Annotated in this window: 16 protein-coding genes; 13 read left to right on the top strand and 3 right to left on the bottom strand. The window is 73.5% G+C overall.

The window, feature by feature from the left end; all coding sequences use genetic code 11:
• Window positions 1–35 precede the first annotated feature (35 nt).
• Genes J2S59_RS04540 through J2S59_RS04525 form a run of 4 tightly spaced genes read left to right on the top strand, consistent with a single transcriptional unit; the run spans window position 36 to window position 2947 of the window.
• Window positions 36–251, top strand: a complete 216-nt coding sequence (locus tag J2S59_RS04540; RefSeq protein WP_068122330.1) for a heavy-metal-associated domain-containing protein — start codon at window positions 36–38, stop codon at window positions 249–251.
• Entirely contained in the window at window positions 248–412 is a 165-nt protein-coding gene (locus J2S59_RS04535) for a hypothetical protein (RefSeq protein ID WP_181642205.1), read from the top strand. The genes J2S59_RS04540 and J2S59_RS04535 overlap by 4 nt, the downstream gene beginning before the upstream one ends.
• Window positions 405–2648 (top strand): heavy metal translocating P-type ATPase, encoded by a 2244-nt coding sequence (locus J2S59_RS04530; protein WP_306824851.1) that lies wholly within the window; start codon window positions 405–407, stop codon window positions 2646–2648. The genes J2S59_RS04535 and J2S59_RS04530 overlap by 8 nt, the downstream gene beginning before the upstream one ends.
• Window positions 2645–2947: a metal-sensitive transcriptional regulator gene (locus J2S59_RS04525; RefSeq protein ID WP_068119204.1), complete on the top strand. Its 303-nt coding sequence runs from the start codon at window positions 2645–2647 to the stop codon at window positions 2945–2947. Before J2S59_RS04530 ends, J2S59_RS04525 begins: the two co-directional genes overlap by 4 nt.
• A gap of 3 nt (window positions 2948–2950) precedes the next feature.
• Here J2S59_RS04525 and J2S59_RS04520 read toward each other — a convergent pair whose 3' ends face one another.
• Complete coding sequence (locus tag J2S59_RS04520; protein ID WP_068119207.1) at window positions 2951–3439, bottom strand: nucleoside deaminase; 489 nt, start codon at window positions 3437–3439, stop codon at window positions 2951–2953.
• 44 nt (window positions 3440–3483) lie between these two features.
• Between J2S59_RS04520 and J2S59_RS04515 the strand changes: the two genes are divergently transcribed.
• The 3 genes from J2S59_RS04515 to J2S59_RS04505 all read left to right on the top strand — a co-directional run bounded on the left by J2S59_RS04515 (window position 3484) and on the right by J2S59_RS04505 (window position 6879).
• Complete coding sequence (locus J2S59_RS04515; protein ID WP_306824850.1) at window positions 3484–5046, top strand: adenylate/guanylate cyclase domain-containing protein; 1563 nt, start codon at window positions 3484–3486, stop codon at window positions 5044–5046.
• 9 nt (window positions 5047–5055) lie between these two features.
• Window positions 5056–6231 carry an LCP family protein gene (locus tag J2S59_RS04510; protein ID WP_181641973.1) on the top strand — a complete coding sequence of 392 codons (1176 nt, stop codon included), beginning with the start codon at window positions 5056–5058 and terminating at the stop codon, window positions 6229–6231.
• A 252-nt stretch (window positions 6232–6483) separates the two neighbouring features.
• On the top strand, window positions 6484–6879 hold the full coding sequence (locus tag J2S59_RS04505) for an SH3 domain-containing protein (RefSeq protein WP_068120912.1): 396 nt from the start codon (window positions 6484–6486) through the stop codon (window positions 6877–6879).
• Between the two features lie 3 nt (window positions 6880–6882).
• Here the strand turns inward: J2S59_RS04505 and J2S59_RS04500 are convergent, their stop codons facing one another.
• The gene (locus J2S59_RS04500; RefSeq protein ID WP_068120910.1) at window positions 6883–9684 is read right to left on the bottom strand and encodes a PAS domain S-box protein; all 2802 of its coding nucleotides are present in this window, start codon (window positions 9682–9684) and stop codon (window positions 6883–6885) included.
• Between the two features lie 59 nt (window positions 9685–9743).
• On the opposite strand from J2S59_RS04500, the gene J2S59_RS04495 reads away from it, so the two are divergent.
• Window positions 9744–10520 (top strand): acetoacetate decarboxylase family protein, encoded by a 777-nt coding sequence (locus J2S59_RS04495; RefSeq protein ID WP_220138451.1) that lies wholly within the window; start codon window positions 9744–9746, stop codon window positions 10518–10520.
• 1 nt (window position 10521) lies between these two features.
• Here the strand turns inward: J2S59_RS04495 and J2S59_RS04490 are convergent, their stop codons facing one another.
• Window positions 10522–11145, bottom strand: coding sequence for a TetR/AcrR family transcriptional regulator (locus J2S59_RS04490; protein ID WP_181641972.1), 624 nt, complete (start codon window positions 11143–11145; stop codon window positions 10522–10524).
• Between the two features lie 128 nt (window positions 11146–11273).
• Here J2S59_RS04490 and J2S59_RS04485 point away from each other — a divergent pair, with 128 nt between their 5' ends.
• From J2S59_RS04485 to J2S59_RS04465, 5 genes are all read left to right on the top strand, one after another.
• Window positions 11274–13994: an MMPL family transporter gene (locus J2S59_RS04485; protein ID WP_068120906.1), complete on the top strand. Its 2721-nt coding sequence runs from the start codon at window positions 11274–11276 to the stop codon at window positions 13992–13994.
• A complete protein-coding gene (locus tag J2S59_RS04480; RefSeq protein WP_068120904.1) occupies window positions 13976–15997 on the top strand; it encodes a YhgE/Pip domain-containing protein in 2022 nt (673 codons plus the stop codon). The genes J2S59_RS04485 and J2S59_RS04480 overlap by 19 nt, the downstream gene beginning before the upstream one ends.
• 178 nt (window positions 15998–16175) lie before the next feature.
• A complete protein-coding gene (locus tag J2S59_RS04475; protein WP_306824849.1) occupies window positions 16176–16889 on the top strand; it encodes a response regulator transcription factor in 714 nt (237 codons plus the stop codon).
• A 38-nt stretch (window positions 16890–16927) separates the two neighbouring features.
• The gene (gene thpR, locus J2S59_RS04470) at window positions 16928–17527 is read left to right on the top strand and encodes an RNA 2',3'-cyclic phosphodiesterase (protein ID WP_068120108.1); all 600 of its coding nucleotides are present in this window, start codon (window positions 16928–16930) and stop codon (window positions 17525–17527) included.
• A gap of 39 nt (window positions 17528–17566) precedes the next feature.
• Window positions 17567–18214, top strand: a complete 648-nt coding sequence (locus J2S59_RS04465) for an ACT domain-containing protein (protein ID WP_068120106.1) — start codon at window positions 17567–17569, stop codon at window positions 18212–18214.
• Window positions 18215–18220: the final 6 nt, after the last annotated feature.

Here is an 18220-nt window from a genome sequence, read left to right as displayed (position 1 = left end):
CGAGGTGCCGACCGACCCACGAGGAGACGAGAGCTATGAGCGCGACCACGACCTACGACGTCACCGGGATGACCTGCGGGCACTGCGAGGCCGCCGTGCGCGAGGAGGTCGGCCAGCTGCCCGGCGTGACCGGCGTCGAGGTCAGCGCCGAGACCGGTGTCCTGACGATCGCGAGCGACGCCCCCCTCGACGACGCGGCCGTGGTGGCCGCCGTCGACGAGGCCGGGTACGCCGCCGTCCGCCGCTCGTGAGCGCCCGCGCGCGGCTGGCGACGTTCTTCGCCGGTCTGATCGCCCTCTTCGGTGTCTCGTACGCCGTCGCGGGGGCGGTCGTGCCCGACGACGCGGTCGACCGCTGGCAGGAGCGGGTCGAGCCGGCGGGCGACGACGAGGAGTCGATGGACCATGACTGAGATCGAGCTCGAGATCGGCGGGATGACCTGTGCCGCCTGCGCCGCGCGCGTGGAGAAGAAGCTCAACCGTGTCGACGGCGTCACCGCGAGCGTCAACTACGCCACCGAGAAGGCCCACGTGACCGGCGCCGGTCCGCTGGACCCCGCGGCGCTGATCGCCGTGGTCGAGCAGACCGGCTACACGGCCGCGCTGCCCCGCGCGGGTGAGGAGGCAGAGGCGCGCCAGGACGCGGAGCTCGCCACGCTGACCCGCCGCCTGGTGCTGGCGGGGGCGTTCGCCGTACCGATCATCGCCCTGGCGATGGTGCCGGTCCTGCAGTTCCCGGGCTGGCAGTGGATCTCGCTCGTGCTGGCGCTGCCGGTCGTGCTCTGGGCGGGATGGCCGTTCCACCGCGCCGCGTGGGTCAACCTGCGCCACGCCGCGGCCACCATGGACACCCTGATCTCGGTCGGCACCCTCGCTGCACTGTCGTGGTCGGTCTACGCCCTGGTCTTCGGCGCCGCGGGTGAGATCGGGATGCGCCACGCCTTCGAGCTGACGGTCGAGCCGACCGACGGGGCCTCGGCGATCTACCTCGAGGTCGCGGCGGGCGTGATCGCCTTCGTGCTGGCCGGACGGTGGTTCGAGAAGCGCTCGAAGCGACGGGCGGGTGCGGCCCTGCGCGCGCTGCTCGACCTGGGAGCCAAGGACGTCGCCGTCCTGCGCCCGGGGCTCGACGGCCCGGTCGAGCAGACCGTGCCGATCTCCGCCCTGGTGGCCGGGGATGAGTTCGTCGTACGCCCGGGGGAGAAGATCGCCACCGACGGCGTCGTCGTCGCCGGTCGGTCCGCGATCGACGAGAGCATGCTCACCGGCGAGTCGGTGCCCGTCGAGGTCGCGGAGGGCTCCGCGGTGGTCGGCGCGACGGTCAACTCCGGTGGCCGGCTCGTCGTCCGGGCGACCCGCGTCGGCGGCGACACCCAGCTCGCCCAGATGGCCCGGCTGGTCGAGGCCGCGCAGTCCGGCAAGGCCGACGTGCAGCGGCTCGCCGACCGGATCTCCGGGGTGTTCGTGCCGATCGCCATCGCGATCGCCGTCGCCACCGCGGGTGCCTGGCTCGGAGCCGGCTTCCCCGCGAGCGCCGCCTTCACCGCCGCCGTCGCGGTCCTCATCATCGCCTGCCCCTGCGCGCTCGGCCTGGCGACACCCACGGCGCTGCTCGTCGGCACCGGCCGCGGCGCCCAGCTCGGCGTGCTCATCAAGGGTCCCGAGATGCTGGAGTCGACCCGGCGCATCGACACGGTCGTGCTCGACAAGACCGGCACGGTGACCACGGGCCGCATGGCCCTGGTCGACGCCCAGCCCTTGGCCGGCACCGAGCGCGAGGAGCTGTTGCGGTACGCCGGAGCGCTCGAGGACGCCTCGGAGCACCCCATCGCCCGCGCCATCGCGACCGGTGCCCGCGCGGAGCTCGGCTCGCTGCCCGGCGTCGAGGACTTCGCCAACACCGAGGGGCTCGGCGTGGAGGGCGTCGTCGACGGGCGCCGGGTCGTGGCCGGCCGGCCCGCGCACCTCGCCCAGCGCGGGTGGTCCGTGCCGGCCGAGCTCGACGCGCTCGTCGCCGAAGCCGGCGAGCAGGCCCGCACGGCGATCGCCGTCGGCTGGGACGGGGCCGCGCGCGGTGTGCTCGTCGTTGCCGACGAGGTGAAGCCGACCAGCCGCGACGCCGTACGCCGCCTCCGCGAGCTCGGGCTCACCCCGGTCCTGCTCACCGGTGACCAGGCAGGTGTCGCGCGGCAGGTGGCCGCGGAGGTGGGCATCGAGCAGGTGCACGCCGAGGTGCTGCCGGCCGAGAAGGTCGACGTCGTGCGCGCGCTGCAGGACGCGGGCCGGGTCGTCGCGATGGTGGGCGACGGTGTCAACGACGCGCCCGCACTCGTGCAGGCCGACCTCGGGCTGGCGATGGGCACCGGCACCGACGTCGCCATCGAGGCGGCCGACATCACGCTCGTGCGCGCCGACCTGGCGGCCGTGGTCGACGCCGTCCGGCTCTCTCGCCGCACGCTCGGCACGATCAAGTCGAACCTGTTCTGGGCGTTCGCCTACAACACCGCCGCCATCCCCCTGGCCGCGCTGGGGCTGCTCAACCCGATGCTCGCCGGCGCCGCGATGGCGGTCTCGAGCGCGTTCGTGGTGAGCAACAGCCTGCGGTTGCGCCGCTTCCGCGCCGCCGAACTCGAGGAGAGTGCCCGATGACCGACGCGCCCGCCCCGCCGCACGGCTACACCCCCGACAAGGCGCGCTACCTCGCCCGTCTGCGCCGCATCGAGGGTCAGGCGCGCGGCATCCACCGGATGGTCGAGGAGGACACCTACTGCATCGACGTCCTCACCCAGATCTCCGCGATCACCCGCGCCCTCGAAGGGGTCGCGGTCGGGCTCCTGGAGGACCATCTGCGCCACTGCGTCGTCGACGCCGCCCGTGCCGGCGGCGACGAGGCCGAGGAGAAGCTGCAGGAGGCGGTCGCCGCCATCTCCCGGCTCGTCCGCTCCTGACGCTCAGGCCTTCCCGAACCGTGCGGCGTGCAGGGCCCGCACCTGCGCTGCGAGCTCCGGCACCGGTCCCGTCACCCGTACGCCGGGCGCGACGTCGGTGATCGGCAGGGCCGCCACGGGCGCCGGCGGGACACCCCAGTCCGCCAGCCACCCGGCCAGCTGCGCGGAGGAGGCGGCATACACGATCCGGCCCAGTCCCACCCATCCGTGCGCGGCGGCGCACATGGGGCAGTGCTCGCCGGAGGTGTAGACGGTCGCCGTGGCCCGCTCCTCGGGCGTCAGGTGCGCGGCCGACCACCGGGCGATGGCGAGCTCGGGGTGTTGCGTCGCATCACCACCCTTGACCCGGTTGCGGTCGGCGAACAGCTCGGTCCCCTCGACGCCGACCAGCACCGATCCGAACGGCTCGTCGCCGTCGGCGAGGGCCTCGGCGGCCAGGGCGATGCAACGCGCCAGGTGGCGCAGGTCGTCGGTGCTTACGTCACTGTCCATCGAGGCAGGCTACGCAGGAGCGTCCGGAGCGCTACCGTCACGCCGTGACCTCGATCCGCCGTACCCTGCGCCGCCACAACCGGGCGGCCGCGTTCGGCGCGCGGATCCTCGGGTCGCCGGACCAGTCGGCGAAGGTCCTGCGCATCCGGGTCCAGCTGCTGCTGACGGTCCTGTTGATCACCACCCACGTCATCGGCGCCGGGCTGGTCGTCATCATCACCGGCTTCGTCGTGCCGACGCCCGCCGCCAACAAGGCGACGGTGCTCTCGCTGGCGATCGGCGTGCCCGTCTACGTCGGCCTGGCCGTGCTGATCGGTGCGGTCGTCTTCGGCGCGCTCGCGCTGCGCGCGACCGCCTGGATCATCGAGGACCGCAGCCCCACCGAGGAGGAACGGCGCAAGACACTGCTCATCCCGCGCCGGCTCACGGCCGGCCAGGGGTTGCTGTGGGCCGGTGGGTGGGTGGTCTTCACGACGCTCGCGCTGGTCTATCAGCCCGACCGGACGATCTCGACCGCCATCACGCTGGCGATCTCGGGCGTCGTGGTCTGCGCTATCGGCTACCTCTTCAGCGAGTTCGCGCTGCGCCCGGTCGCCGCCCGGGCGCTCGAGGGCAAGGCCGTCCGGCGGCTGCGGGGCGCGGGCGTCGGTGGACGGATGGTGCTGTTCTGGCTCCTGGGCACCGCCGCACCGGTCATCGGTCTCTTCCTCGCGGGGCTGCTCGCGATCGTGCAGGACGACTACACGCTGACCCGGCTCGCCGTGGTCGTCCTCGTCGTGGCCGCGGTCGTGCTGGTCTTCGGCCTGTTCGTCACGGTGCTCAACGCCCGCGCCGTCGTCGCGCCGGTGATGTCGGTGCGCCGCGCCCTCCAACGCGTCGAGGAGGGCGACCTCGACGTGACGGTGCCCGTCTATGACGGCACCGAACTCGGCCTGCTGCAGGCCGGCTTCAACCGGATGGTCGAGGGGCTGCGCGAGCGCGAGCACCTGCGCGACATGTTCGGCCGCCACGTCGGACGCGAGGTGGCGGAGGCCGCCGCGGCGGCCGAGGTCGAGCTGGGCGGCGAGTCCCGGGTCGCGTCGGTGCTCTTCGTCGACCTCGCCGGCTCGACCGGGTTCACCCAACGGCGTACGCCGACCGAGGTCGTCGCCATGCTCAACCGGTTCTTCGGCGTCGTGGTCGACGAGGTCGACGCCCGCGGCGGGTTCGTCAACAAGTTCATCGGCGACGCCGTGCTCGCGATCTTCGGTGCGCCGGTCGAGCGCCCGGGCCACGCCGCCTCCGCGCTCGCGACGGCGCGCGCGATCGCCGTACGCCTGGCCGAGGAGGTGCCGGAGATCGGCGTCGGCATCGGCGTTGCGACCGGCGAGGTGGTCGCCGGCAACGTCGGCCACCAGGAGCGCTTCGAATACACGGTCGTCGGTGACGCCGTGAACTCCGCGGCGCGCCTGACCGACCTGGCCAAGAAGGTCGACGGATGTGTGCTCGCGGCCTGGACCTCGGTGGAGCAGGCCGGCGAGGAGGAAGCGGCGCACTGGGTGCGCGGCGAGCCCGTCACCTTGCGCGGACGCAGCGAGCCGACCGTCGTCGCCACCGTGCGCCCGTAGGGTGGCTCGGTGAGCGCTGACGCCTCCGGAGGGGAGGCCGCTGCCGGGTCGCCCGTGTGGTGGCGGCGCCGGCGTTGGCAGGTGACGATCGGCATCTTCGTCACGCTCCTGCTCGTCACCGGGCTCGGCGCCTACGCCCTCGTTCGGCACCTCAACGCCAACATCACCCGCGCGGACTACGACGCCCAGCTCACCGACCGGCCGACCAACGAGGTCGAGGACGGACCGCGCCTGCCGCTCGACATCCTGGTGATGGGCTCCGACAGCCGCGAGGGCGACAACGCGATCGACGAGGAGGCCGCCGACTCCGAGCGCGCCGACGTCACGATCCTCATGCACCTCTCGGCAGACCGGCGGCGGGCGTACGGCGTCTCGCTGCCGCGCGACGGGCTCGTGGACCGCCCCGACTGCACCCTGGCCGACGGCACGGTCGTGCCCGGCGAGACGCAGGTGATGTTCAACGAGGCCTACGAGGTCGGTGGGGCGGCCTGCCTGATCCAGACGGTCGAGCAGCTCACCGGGGTGCGTATCGAGCACCACGTCGAGATCGACTTCACCGGCTTCAAGCGCATGGTCGACGCGATCGGTGGGGTCGAGGTCTGCATCCCGTTCGCGGTCAACGACCCCGACAAGGGGATCTTCCTCGACGCCGGCGTGCAGAAGCTCGACGGCGATCAGTCGCTCGACTACGTGCGCGAGCGGCAGAACCTCTCCCGCACCGGCGACATCGGGCGGATGCGGCGCCAGCAGGCGTTCGTCGCGTCGATGGCCGCGCAGGTCGTGTCGGCCGACATGCTGCTGCAACCCCACCGACTGCTGAGCTTCCTCGACGCCGCCACCGCGTCGCTCACGATCGACCCCGGTCTCGGCGGCGTCTGGGACCTCACCCAGCTCGCGCGCCAGTTCGCCGGCATCGGGTTGGACAACATCGAGTTCGTGACCGTGCCGTTCGTCGAGTCGACGACCCAGCCGGGACGGCTGGAGTGGACCCCCGAGGCCGAGGGGCTGTGGGAGCGGATCCGCGCCGACGAGCCCCTGGGTCCGTACGCCGAGGGCGCCATCCGGGCCGCGGACCAGCCGGGCAGCGGGGGTGGACCGAAGGGTCCGGGCGGTCCCGGCCCGAGCACCGAGCCGGACGCACCGGACGACCAGCTCGAGGCGACACCCGACGGCCTGTGTAGGTGAATCTGCAACGAATCCTCAAGGTTTCCGCACACGCTGGTCCGCGGCCCTCGGACCGTGGCATGCTTCAGATGTCGGCGGAGACCCGAGACTCCACCGGCATCGCGGTCCGCGTCGCCTCCCCCGTCGGCGCGGACCGCTTCCAATTTCCCCCGGATGTCTCCTCCGGCGGTGCGTGACCTCTCGCCGGTCCGCCTCGTTGTCCCGTCCAGCGCCACCTCGCGTGGCGTCACTCGGATGACATGGAGGACACGCATGGAGCTCGTCGAGACGTCGGTCCCGCTGCTGACGCGGCGGAGTCGGTCGTTGGTCGTGCGCCACGGCGATGCTGGTCTGCTCCGTCCCCTCGAGCCGGGCGAGCGGGTGGTCGTGCGCGACCCCGCCACCGACGACTACTGGGCGGCCACGGTCGCCGACCGCGACCCCGGGTCGCAGGCGACCGAAGCCGTCTACCGCATCGAGCTCGAAGTGCGCATGCCCGAGGAGCAGGCGCTCGAGCGGGTCGGCGAGGTCGCCGGACACGCGACGCTCTTCCGCGAGGAGGCCGTCGGCATGCAGGACCTCCTCGACCTGCTCGGCGCGGTGCGCGGCCGGCGCCGGGCGGCCGACGCCGCGCTGTCGTCGCTGGCCGCGGTGCGCCGCAGCCTCTGACCGTCAGGCCCCGGCGACGTCGCTGCGGACCGCGACAGCGGTGGCGCCCAGCAACGGCATCTCCACCCGGAACGTCGTCCCGACGTCGGTCTGTGACTCCACCGCGATGGTGCCACCGTGCGCCTCGACGATCCGGTGCACGATCGAGAGCCCCAGGCCGGTGCCCTGGATGGCGCGCTCCTGGGCGTTGGCGCTGCGGAAGAACCGGGTGAACAGCTGCCCGAGGTCGGCCTCGGGGATGCCGATGCCGGTGTCGGACACGACGAGCCGCGCGTGCTCCGCCCCGGGCTCGACCGTGAGCCGACAGGTGACCGCCCCGCCGTCCTCGGTGAACTTCACCGCGTTGTTGACCAGGTTGAGGATCACCCGCTCGAGCTGGAGCCGGTCGCCGGTCACCAGGACGCTCGTCGCGGGCAGGTCGAACTCCACCGCCACGTCCCGGCTCTCGAAGAGCGGTCGCAGGCTGTCCTGAGCGGTGACGACCACCTCGCGCAGGTCCAGGGTCGTCCGCTCGAGCGCGAACGAGCCGGCCTCCATGCGCGAGAGCGTGAGCAGGTCCTCGACCAGGGTGGTCAGCCGCTCCGCGTTGCGCCGCACGATGTCGAGCAGCCGGTCCTGCTCGGGGGCGACCTCGCCGCCCATCCCCTCCTGCAGCATCTCGGTGTAGCCCACGATCGAGGTCAGCGGCGTACGCAGCTCGTGGCTGACCGTGGAGATGAAGTCGTCCTTGGCCTGGTCGAGCAGGCGCATGTTCTCGACGACCTCGCGCTCCTTGCGCAGGGCGCTCTCCAGCAGCTCGTTCTGCTCGCGCAGCTCGGTGACGTCGCGCCCGACGATGAGGTAGCCGATCTGCTCGCCCAGGGAGTCGCGCACCCGGTTCACGGCCAGGGCCACGATCCGCCGGTCGCCGTCGCGGGTGAGGAACGTCCAGTCCGTGTAGGAGTCCGCGTCGTCGGCGAGCCGGCGCAGCAGCTCCTCCATGCGGTCGGCGCTCGCGTTCCGCGTCTCCAGCTCGACATCGTCGAGGAACCGGGCCGGGGTCGCGACGCCCAGCACCTCGGCCGCCGTGATCCCGAGCAGCTCCTCTGCCCCGCGGTTGAAGACCGTGATGACCGCGTCCAGGTCGGTGCCGATGATGGCCGTCGCCGACGCCGCCTCCAGCAGGTGGGACACCAGCTGCCGGGTGGTGCGCTCCCCGGTCACGTCGAGCCCGGTCAGTACGGCGTGGGTGGGGGTGCCGCGGTCATCGCGCAGGTAGGAGCAGGACCAGACGACCTGTCGTCTGCCGCCGCTGCGGGTCGCGAGGCTGCCCTCGTGGGCGGACGGCACGCCGGTCGGGGTCGTGAACCAGGACCGCACGGTCTGCTGCTCCTCGGGCGGCACCAGGCTCGACCAGACGGGCTCTCCGATGACCTCCGTCTCCGCGAAACCGGTCGCGGTCTCCGCGGCCCGGTTCATGCCGACCACGAGGCCGTCGACTCCGACGACGAGGATCAGGCTGGCCGTCGTGCTGAGGATCGCGGCGCTGAAGTCACGCTCCGTGCGCAGGTCGAGGGCCGCCTCGTGCGTCGCGGTCACGTCGACCATCTGCGCGACGAAGACACCGTCGGAGGCGCCGCCGCTCAGGACCGAGAGAGCCACCTGCACGCGTCGACGCCGGTCGACCAGGTCGACCTCCTCGGTCCATCCCGACCGCAGGCCGATCTCCATCTCGGCGACGACCTGCGAGAGGTCGTCCGTGGCGATCATCGCCGCCCAGTCCTGACCCAGGAGCTCGGGTTTCGTGCCGCCGAGGATCTCCGCGGCGGTGGCATTGAGGTCCAAGATGGCCAGCGGCGTGCGCCCGCTGGTGGTCGGCTCCCGGCGCATCATCAGCATGCCGGTGAGCGACTCGCGGAACGAGCGGCGGAACAGCTCCTCGCTCTCGCTGATCCGCCGGTTGAGCTCCTGGCGCTGGTCGACGACCACCGCGAGGGGCAGGACGATGACGGCTGCGGCGATCAGGAACGCCTGGATCAGCACGAGATGCTCGTGCAGGTCCTCCGTGCGGTCGAGGAGGATCACGTCGATGCGCAGGAGCGACGCTGCGAGGACCGCCAACGCCAGCTGCTGGTAGGCCATCGAGCGCACCCCGACCCGCAGCGCGCCCCAGACGAGCAACGGGAAGAGCGCGAACGACAGCCGGTAGGGCTGGCTGGGGGCGAAGACGACGGCGGTGGCGCCCAGGGTCAACGCCCACTGCAGGGCGGTCTCGCGGTGCCGCCAGGCCACCGGGGCGAGTCCGTCCAGGAAGCCGAGCGGCGCGACCAGCAGGATCCCGGAGGCGTGGGTCAGCAGGTACGGCGCCACGTCCCACAACGAGGCGCCCTCGGTGACGAACGCGGTGAGCGCGGCGACGACGAAGCCCGCGCCGACGCCGGCCGCCGTGCCCCACAACAGCCGGACGAGGTCGGTGGGACGGGCCAGGCTGAGGGGTCGAGGTGCGGTGCGCGACCGCAGCACCGCGATCACCACGGCGGCCTCGACGACGGCCGCGATCCCGAACCCGGCCGCAGTGTCGAGGCCGCGGCCGCCGGTGAGGTTCGCGGCCGCGACCGCCACGCCGGCCAGGGCGAGCATCGCGCTCCACTGAGGGCCGCGGCGCAGCGTGACCAGGGCGAGGATCGTCACTCCGCTGGCCGGCCACCAGGCAGCGACCGTGGTGGCGGGCGTGAGCCGGATCGACAGCACGGCCAGCACGAAGACCCCGATCGCCGCGACGGGGACGACGTACCACCGCTGCGTCCCCGGGTGCGTGCCGACCATGGGCTCCATCGTCGTGCATCCCTGGCGCTTCGCGCCATGATTCGGCACACTCGGCGGTTGTGGACCCCTCCCGCTCCGCCCGAGCCAGCCGCTCCTCCGCCGCCTCGGTCGAGGTGCTCGGCCGCGAGGTGAGCCTGCCCGTCCAGGTCCGTCGCGCCGAGGCCTTCACCGCGATGTACGCCGTCCCGCACGACCGCACCCAGCGGCTGATCGCCGACTCGGGGCTACGGGCACTGCCGGTCCTGCCAGGGCGGGCGATGGTCGGCCTGGTGTTCGTGAAGTACGTCGACAACGACCTCGGTCCCTACGACGAGCTCGGCGTCGCGGTGCTGGTGGCGCGTCACGACGCCGCGCTGCCGGTGACCGCGCGGCCGCGGGACGCGTGGCGGGCGCTGCGCTCGGGTGCCGCCGGCGTGCTGATCCACGAGCTGCCGGTGGATGGGGAGTTCACGTGCGCGGCCGGGCGCGGGATCTGGGGCTTCCCGAAGCAGGTCGGGACCTTCGTCACCGACCTCACCGGGTCGCGGAGGACGACCCGCGTCGACCTCGACGGTCGCCGCGTCTGCGAGTTCGGCGTCGGCCGGGGACTCCCGCTGCCGGCGCCGGGTCTCGGCCTCGCGCTCACGGCGTACTCCCACCTCGACGGGGTCACCCGCGCGACGACCTGGGAGATGAACCCCACCGGGGTGCGCAGCCGCCCCGGCGGCGCGCGGCTGCGGCTCGGTGACCACCCGATCGCGCGCGACCTGGCCGGGCTCGGCCTGCCCAAGCGGGCGCTGTTCAGCACCACGATCGCCAACCTGGCGATGACGTTCGGCCCGGCCCAAGCAGTCTGAGTCAGGCGGGCTCGGAGAGTCCGATCAGCACGTGCGGCAGGACCTCGCTCGCGGCGGTCGTGGAGTCGAGGACACCAGCCTTGTGGTGGTCGTTGGCCATGCCGTGCAGGAACAGCGCGACGACCGTCTCGCAGAGATGTCCGATGGGCACCACCGGACGCCGGCCGATCTTCGCCAGTCCGGAGGCGACGATCTCCTCGATCTCCCCGCGCAGTCCGGCGTGCATCGTCGCGAACGCCTCCCGGGTGCGCTCGGAGCGCATCGCCTGCACCGTGAACTCCTGCTGGAGCAGGAACCACGACTGGTCCTCGGGCATGAGCCCGCGCAGCACGAGCCCGAGCGACTCCGCCGACCAGTCCTCGTCGAGGTGCTGGACCAGCGCGCGGGCGTTGTCGAGCAGCTGGCGCGCCTGGAGCTCGACGACGGCGTGGAAGAGCTCCTCGATGCTGGAGAAGTTGGAGTAGAACGCCCCGCGGCTGAACCCTGCCGCCGTGGTGAGCTCGTCGACGGTCACGCCGTTCGCGCCCTTCTGGGCGAAGACCGTCGCCGCCGCCTCGAGGAGCCGCTGACGGGTGTTGACGCGGCTGCGGGTCGTGCGTGCGGTCGCGGCCGTGGAGCCAGGCACCTGGGGGTTCACCGCCTCGGAGGGGTCGGAAAGGGGGTTCGTCGGGTTCGTCGGGTTTGTCGGCCGCTGTGACCGAGGTGACGCGCCCGCAGGATACGCCGACGCATTCAATACACTAGTGTATCGGCATGTCGACCGCCCTCTACCGACTCGGTCATCTCGTCGCGCGCCGGGCCGGCCGGGTGCTGGTCGCGTGGGTCGTGGTCCTGGGAGTGCTGGGCGGCGCCGCACTTGTCGGCGGGGGCCAGCTCACCGACGACCTGAGCATTCCCGGCACCGAGAGCCAGGCGGGGATCGACGTGCTGGGCGACCGTTTCCCCGAGCTCGCCGGCACCTCCGGCCAGGTGCTCTTCTCCGTCGGCGAGGGCGAGCGTGTCGCCGACCACCGCGCGGAGATCGGCCGGATCGTCGCGCAGCTGGGCGACCTCGAGCTCGTGCGGGTCGCGACCGACCCGTTCGACGACGGACCTCAGGCCGCGGCGCAGGCGGTCTCCGACGACGGGCGGCACGCGCTGTCGCAGGTGCAGCTCGCGATCGGCCTCGAGCAGGTCGACGACGCGGTCCTCGACGCGCTCGAGCAGGCCGCCACCGACGTGCCGGAGGACTCCGCCCTCCGGGTCGACCTCGGCGGTCAGGTCTTCGCGGAGACCTCGACGCCGCTGTCGTGGACCGAGGCGGTCGGCGTCGGCGTCGCGCTGCTGGTGCTGGCGCTGACCCTCGGGTCGCTGCTCGCAGCAGGCATCCCGATCGTCACCGCCGTCCTGGGCGTCGGGGTGGCGATGGCGGGGCTCCTGATCGTCAGCGCCTTCACCACCATCAACACCACGACGCCGACGCTCGCGCTGATGATCGGACTGGCGGTCGGCATCGACTACGCGCTGTTCATCGTCTCCCGCCATCGCTCGCAGCTGCGCAGCGGCATGGGGGTCGCGGAGTCGGTCGCCCGGTCGCTCGCGACCGCCGGGAGCGCGGTCATCTTCGCCGGCGTCACCGTGGTGATCGCGTTGTGCGGGCTGGTCGCGGCGCGGATCCCGTTCCTCACCGTCATGGGCTTCGCAGCCGCCGGCGCCGTGACCGTCGCTGTGCTCATCGCCCTCACCGCGACCCCCGCCATCCTCGCGCTGGCCGGCGAGCGCCTGCGTCCGCGTCCCCGCCGTACGTCCCATCCGGCGCCGGCCGAGCCCGCACCCGCGGCGCGCCGCTGGGTCGCCCTGGTGACGGCCCGGCCCGTGTGGACCCTCGTGGTCGGGGTGGTCGCACTCGGTGCGCTCGCGCTCCCGGCGCAGAGCCTGGCGCTGGCGCTGCCCGACAACGGCACCGCCGCGCCCGACGCTCCGGAGCGCGTCACCTACGACCGGGTCTCGGAGGCGTTCGGCCCGGGGTTCAACAGCCCGCTGTTGGTGACCGTGGACATCATCCGCACGCTGGACCCGATCGGGGTGATGGAGGACCTCGCCGCCGACCTGGGCGAGCTCGACGGCGTCGACGTGGTCGCGCTGGCGACGCCCAACCGCACCGCCGACCTCGGCATCGTCCAGATCGTGCCGGAGACCGGGCAGACCGACCCGGCCACCGCCGAGCTCGTGCGGGAGATCCGTCGGGTGGCCCCCGAGCTGGAGCAGGCCTACGACGTCACCGACCTGCGGGTCACCGGCCACACCGCCGTCACGATCGACATCTCCGACCGGCTCAGCGCCGCCCTCGTGCCGTTCGGCATCGTGGTCGTGGGGCTGTCACTGGTCCTGCTGACCATCGTGTTCCGCTCGATCGCCGTCCCCATCAAGGCGACGGTCGGCTACCTGCTCTCGGTGGCCGCGTCGTTCGGCGCGGTCGCGCTGGTCTTCGAGCACGGCTTCCTCGCCGAGCTGCTCAACGTCACCCGCACCGGACCGGTCGTGTCGTTCCTGCCGATCATCCTCATGGGCGTGCTGTTCGGCCTGGCGATGGACTACGAGGTGTTCCTCGTCTCCCGGATGCGCGAGGAGTACGTGCACGGCGGTGACGCGCGCGCCGCCGTCGCCGACGGGTTCGCGGCCAACGCCCGCGTGGTCGGGGCCGCCGCGATCATCATGATCGCCGTCTTCGCCTCGTTCGTCCCGCATGCCGACGCGGCGGTGAAGCCGATCGCCCTCGGCCTGGCGGTCGGGGTGTTCGTCGACGCGTTCGTGGTGCGGATGAGCCTGGTGCCGGCCGTGCTCACGATGCTGGGCGACCGGGCCTGGCGGCTCCCGCGCTGGCTCGACCGCCGGCTGCCGGTGCTCGACGTGGAGGGCACAGGCGTCGAGGTGCACGTCGCCCATCAGGAGTGGGTCGAGGAGCACGGTGCCGTTGCCGTGCGGACCGAGGACCTCGAGATCCGCGACGAGCGCGACCGCGTCGTGGTGTCCGGTGTCCACCACCTCGTGCGTCCCGGCGAGCTCACGGTCGTGGTCGGTGCGGAGCGCTGGCGCCGCCGGGCGCTGCTCGCGGCGTACGCCGGGCGGCTCCCCATCGCCGACGGCACCCTCGTCGTGGGCGACCGGGTGCTCCCCGGCGAGGCCGCCGCGGTCCGGCGGACGGCGACCTACTTCGCGCAGTTCCCCGCACGCCACGCCCTGCTCGCCTGGGCCGAGGAGGCGGGCCCCGGCGCGCTGCTGCTCGTCGACGGGCTCGACGCCGACGCCGACGCCGCGGTGCGCGCCGATCGGTGGGAGCTGCTGGCCCGCATCGCCGCCCTCGGGGTGAGCGTCGTGACCGCCGCACAGGACCCGCCGCCCGGCGCCCGGCGCCCGGTGCTCGACCTGGGGGCGTTCGTCTCCGCTCCCTCCCCGACCCCGACCGAGGAGTCGTCATGGTCCCCCGTTGGCTGACCCGCGTCCTGATCGGCACGCTCGCCGTGCCGGCCCTCTTCGCCGGACTGGTGCTGTGGTCCTTCGGCGACCGGGACGCCGCGACCGAGCGGATCCCGGCCGCGGTCGTCAACCTCGATGAGCCGGTCACCCAGGGCAAGGGCACGAACGCCCAGACGGTGTACGCCGGACGTCTCCTGGCCGCCGAGCTCACCTCGCCCGCGCAGGAGGAGGACCGCAGCCTGGGCTGGGAGCTGGCCGACGCCGACGACGCGCTGACCGGGTTGCAGGAGGGCCGCTACTTCGCGGTCGTCACCATCCCGGAGGACTTCTCCCGCACGCTGGCGGGCATCGCGGGGCGGGACCCGTCGGCCGCCGAGATCACGGTCCGCAGCAACGACGCCGCCAGTCCCGTGGTGGCGCAGGTGAGCGACCAGATCGGCACGATCGCTTCGGCCCGCCTGGGCCGGTTCATCACGGCGCGCTACCTCGAGGGCGTCTTCACCCAGACCGCGACCGTCGGCAAGCAGCTCGGGAAGGCCGCCGGTGCGGCCGGTCAGCTCGCCGATGGGGCGGGCCAGCTCGGCGCCGGGGTGGCGCAGGCCGGGCAGGGCGCCGCCGAGCTCGCGGATGGCCTCGGCGAGCTCGACGCCGGGGCCGCGCAGCTGGCCGGCGGGGCGACGGAGCTGTCGTCGGGCGCGCAGGAGCTCGCCGGGGGCCTGCGTCAGCTCGACACCGGTGCCAGTGAGCTGGCGGCCGGATCGCGGGAGCTGGCGCAGCGCACCCGCACCTTGCCGGGTCAGGCGCAGCAGCTCGCCGACGGTGCCGGCCAGCTCGCCGAGGGCGTCGTCGTCTACGCCGACCTCGTCGCCGACTGGGCGCAGGCCTGCCGCACCCGACCGTTGCTCGCGCTGCAGGCGCCCCGGCTGTGCACGATCGCGCGGGCGGCCGCCGGCTCCGGTGGTGCGCAGGCGGCGGAGCTCGCCAGCGGTGCCGAGCAGCTCGCCGACGGCACGCAGGAGCTGGCCGCGGCGGCGCCCGAGCTGCGCGCGGGGATCCAGCAGCTCGCCGGGGGCGCCCGGCAGCTGGCCGGTGCCACGGGTGAGGCCGCCACCGGTGCCACGCAGCTCGCGGGCGGTGCCCGGCAGCTGGCGGACGGCACGGCGGAGCTCGCCACCGGCGCGAGCGTCGCCGGGGACGGGGCCCGTGCGCTGGCCACCGGAGCGGGTCAGCTCAATGACGGCACCGGTCAGCTCCGCGACGGCGCCCAGCAGCTGGCGACCGGCCTCACGGAGGGTGCCGAGCAGGTGCCCTCGCAGGACCCGTCGGAAGCCGGCGACATGGCCGAGGTCGTCAGCCAACCGGTGCGCAGCACCAACCAGCGGGTCGGTGACCCGGTGGACCTGCAGACCTCGCTCACCCCGGCCGCCGTGGCGCTCGCGCTGTGGATCGGCGCGTTCGTCACGTTCCTCGTGCGCCCCGCACTGCCCCAGGCCCTCGCCGAGCGCGCTGGGCCGGCGTACCGCGTGGTGCTGGGTGGTCTGCGACCGGCGTGGCTGCTCGGGCTGGGTCAGGCACTGCTCGTGGTCGTGGCCACGGTGTGGCTGGCCGGCTCTCCTGCCGGCCTGAGCGGCTGGCTGGGACTGGTCGCGGCGCTCGCGCTCGGGGGTGCGGTCTTCGCGGCCGTCGCCCAGGCGTTCGTGGCCGTCTCGGGTCCGCGCCGCGGGTGGATCGCGCTGATCGTGTTCACCGCACTCCAGGTGGTGACCCTCGGCGGGCTGGTCCCGATCCAGACCGCACCGGCGCCGCTGGCCGCACTCGACGGACTGCTGCCGGTCTCGGCGCTGGCGCGCGTGGTCACCCCCGTGCTCGTGCCGGACGCGCCGGCCTCGGCCGCCGGTGCCGTGGTGGTGCTGCTGGTCTGGGCAGGCGCCGCCGGTGCCGTGAGCGTGCTGGCCGCCCGTCGGCGCCAGCAGGTCCGGGTGGCCGACCTACGCCGTGACCTGGAGCCCGCCCGCACCTGAGCCACCGCAAGGTTCGCGCAAGTTCCGGACGGAAACCTTGTCCTGCGCCGTCGCCCGGCCGATCCTCTCCCTGACACCGTTGCGGACCGGAGTCCCAGAGGCGCGCGGGTGCGGTCGTGGAGGGCGACCGTACCCGCGCTTCGCATCGCGCGGGTATCGGGTGAGGGAGGAGCGGGCGATGGAGCACCGCACGGCACTGGTCGTCGAGGACGACGCGGACGTCGGCGAGCTCGTCGGCAGCGTGCTGGCCCAGGTCGGGTTCGACGTCCGGGTGGCCGGTGACGGCGAGTCGGCCCTGCGGTCCTTCGACGAGCACGAGCCCGACCTGGTCACTTTGGACCTCAACCTGCCCGGCTTCGACGGGATCGAGCTGTGCCGCCGGATCCGCCGGCACAGCAGCGCCTACATGATCATGCTGACCGCGCGCGCCGAGGAGGCCGACCGGTTGATGGGCCTCGAGGTCGGGGCCGACGACTACATGACCAAGCCGTTCTCCACCCGCGAGCTGCGGGCCCGCGTCTCCGCGCTCTACCGACGGCCTCCGGTGCTCGAGGGTCTCGAGCGCTCCCGCGCCGATCGCGACGGCGTGATCGAGGGTGGCGGCGGGCTCGTCGTGCACGCGACGCGTCGCGACGCCCGGATCGACGGCACCGTCCTCCCGCTGACCCGCACCGAGTTCGACCTGTTGCACTGGCTCGCCCGCCACGGCGGGGTGGTCCAGGACCGCGCCACGCTGGTCCGCGAGATCTGGCACGGCGAGGAGTCCCCGGGGCACCTCGTCGACGTCCACGTCGCCAACCTGCGGCGCAAGCTGCGCGCCCACGCCCCCGCAGCGAACTGGATCCGCACCGTGCGCGGCATCGGCTACCGCTTCGACCCCGTGGGCTCCTAGCGCAGGCCCGGCCTGACCCGGCCTGCAAGGCTGGGGGCATGCGCATGTTCGTGGCCGTCCAGCCGCCGCTCGCCGCGGTGGAGGACCTCGCGGAGTTCTGGGAGCCCCGGCGTACGGCGACACGGGCCGGCAGCGGGTTGCGGTGGAGCGACCCGGAGCAGTGGCACTACACGCTGGCGTTCCTGCCGGCCGTCCCGGACCGGGTGGTCGACGACCTCGTCGAGGCCCTCGATGCCGCGGCGGCTCGGCGTACCTCCTTCCGGATGCGGGTCGCCGGGGGAGGCGCCTTCCCCGGGGTGGCCGACGCCAAGGTGGTGTGGGCCGGCGCCGAGACCGACGAGCGCGGGGTGACCGAGCTGGATCGGCTCGCCGCCGGGGTGCGGGCGGGCGCCGCGCACGTCGGAGCGGCGCCGGACGGGGGCCGGTTGCGCCCCCACCTGACCCTCGGCCGACTCGCCCGGGCGCGCGACGTCGTCGCCTGGGTGCGGGTGCTCGACACCTACCGCGGACCGTGGTGGGACGTCGACGAGGTGGCCCTCGTCGCCTCCCACCTGGGGGAGGGCCCGCGGCGCCGGCCGCGCTACGAGGTCGTGCGCCGTGCGGTGCTGGCGGCGGGTCCCGAGCGCGGCGACCGATAGGGTCAGCTCGCAAGCAGCCGATGTGCCCAGGGAGGCACCGTGACCTACCTACTCCGTGTGGAGCTGCCCGACGTCCCCGGATCCTTGGGCCGGGTGGCGTCCGCGATCGGTGAGGCGGGCGGCGACATCGGGGCGATCGAGATCGTCGAGCGGCGCGATGGCTTCGCGGTCGACGACGTGCTGCTCGACCTGGCGCCCGGTCAGATGCCCGACTCGGTCGTGTCGGCCTGCGGCAGCCTCGACGGCGTGTCGGTCATGTGGATCTCGCGCTACGCCGCCGGCGGGAACCTCTTCCTCGACCTCGAGGCGGTCGAGCAGCTCACGACCGATCCGAAGGCAGCCCTGGACTCGTTGGTCGACCTGCTGCCGCTGACCTTCCGCGCCGACTGGGGCATGCGCGTGCGCCGCACCGGTGACGGGGTCGAGCACGTCCACCGCACCTCCGCCGCGCCGGAGGCCGCCGACGGCGCCGCCGACGCGTGGTTCCCCCTCGAGCGGGCCGAGCGGCTGGAGATCCCCGAGGGGTGGGAGCGCTGGACCTCGACCGTCGTGGCCGGTGCGCCCCTGGGCTCGCCCGACGACATCGTGATCTTCGGTCGCCGCGGCGGCCCCGAGGTGCTGGAGTCGGAGATCGCCCGGCTGGGTCACCTCGCGGCGCTGGCGCACTCGATCGCCACCCGCGACTGAGCCGGG

Origin of the sequence: Nocardioides massiliensis (genome assembly GCF_030811215.1) — a bacterium.
Taxonomy (GTDB): Bacteria; Actinomycetota; Actinomycetes; order Propionibacteriales; family Nocardioidaceae; genus Nocardioides_A; species Nocardioides_A massiliensis.
Note: the sequence above shows the minus strand (reverse complement) of the source record. Positions and strands in the feature narration are given on the sequence as shown.